This is a genomic window from Microcoleus sp. B7-D4 (genome assembly GCF_036705125.1).
Classification (GTDB): Bacteria; Cyanobacteriota; Cyanobacteriia; order Cyanobacteriales; family Microcoleaceae; genus Microcoleus.
The window spans coordinates 36,158-36,758 of record NZ_JAUBTT010000086.1 but is presented as its reverse complement, the minus strand read 5'-3'; the positions used below and the strand labels follow the sequence as shown (position 1 = coordinate 36,758).

The following is a 601-nucleotide window of genomic DNA, read 5'->3' as shown; positions in this document are numbered from 1 at the left end:
ACTTCAGCTCCAACACTCACCTTTAATTCAATTAATTGGAATACACCGCAAACCGTAACTGTCACGGCTGTTAATGACACATTAGTGGAAGGAAGTCATACTGGAAGTATTACTCATACTGCAACTTCAGCGGATACAAATTATAGCGGCATTGCCGTCGCTGCTGTCACAGCTAATATCACTGATAACGACATTGCCGGAGTCACAATCACTCCCACTTCTACAACAGCTACAGAAGGCGGTACAACTGGTAGTTATGAAGTAGTTTTAACCTCACAACCCACAGCCGATGTTAGTCTAGCCATTAGCAACACTGCTCAAACCGCTACTTCAGCTCCAACACTCACCTTTAATTCAATTAATTGGAATACACCGCAAACCGTAACTGTCACGGCTGTTAATGACACATTAGTGGAAGGAAGTCATACTGGAAGTATTACTCATACTGCAACTTCAGCGGATACAAATTATAGCGGCATTACCGTCGCTGCTGTCACAGCTAATATCACTGATAACGATAGTATTCCCACACCCGAACCCACGCCAACTCCGACACCAGAGGTAACACCAACTCCCACGCCAACTCCGACACCAGAGGTAA

The 601-nt window shown here is 44.9% G+C and carries 1 pseudogene; it reads left to right on the top strand.

Annotated elements, in window-relative coordinates:
• Nucleotides 1-601, top strand: a pseudogene (locus QUB12_RS28255) (beta strand repeat-containing protein); the annotation flags it as partial.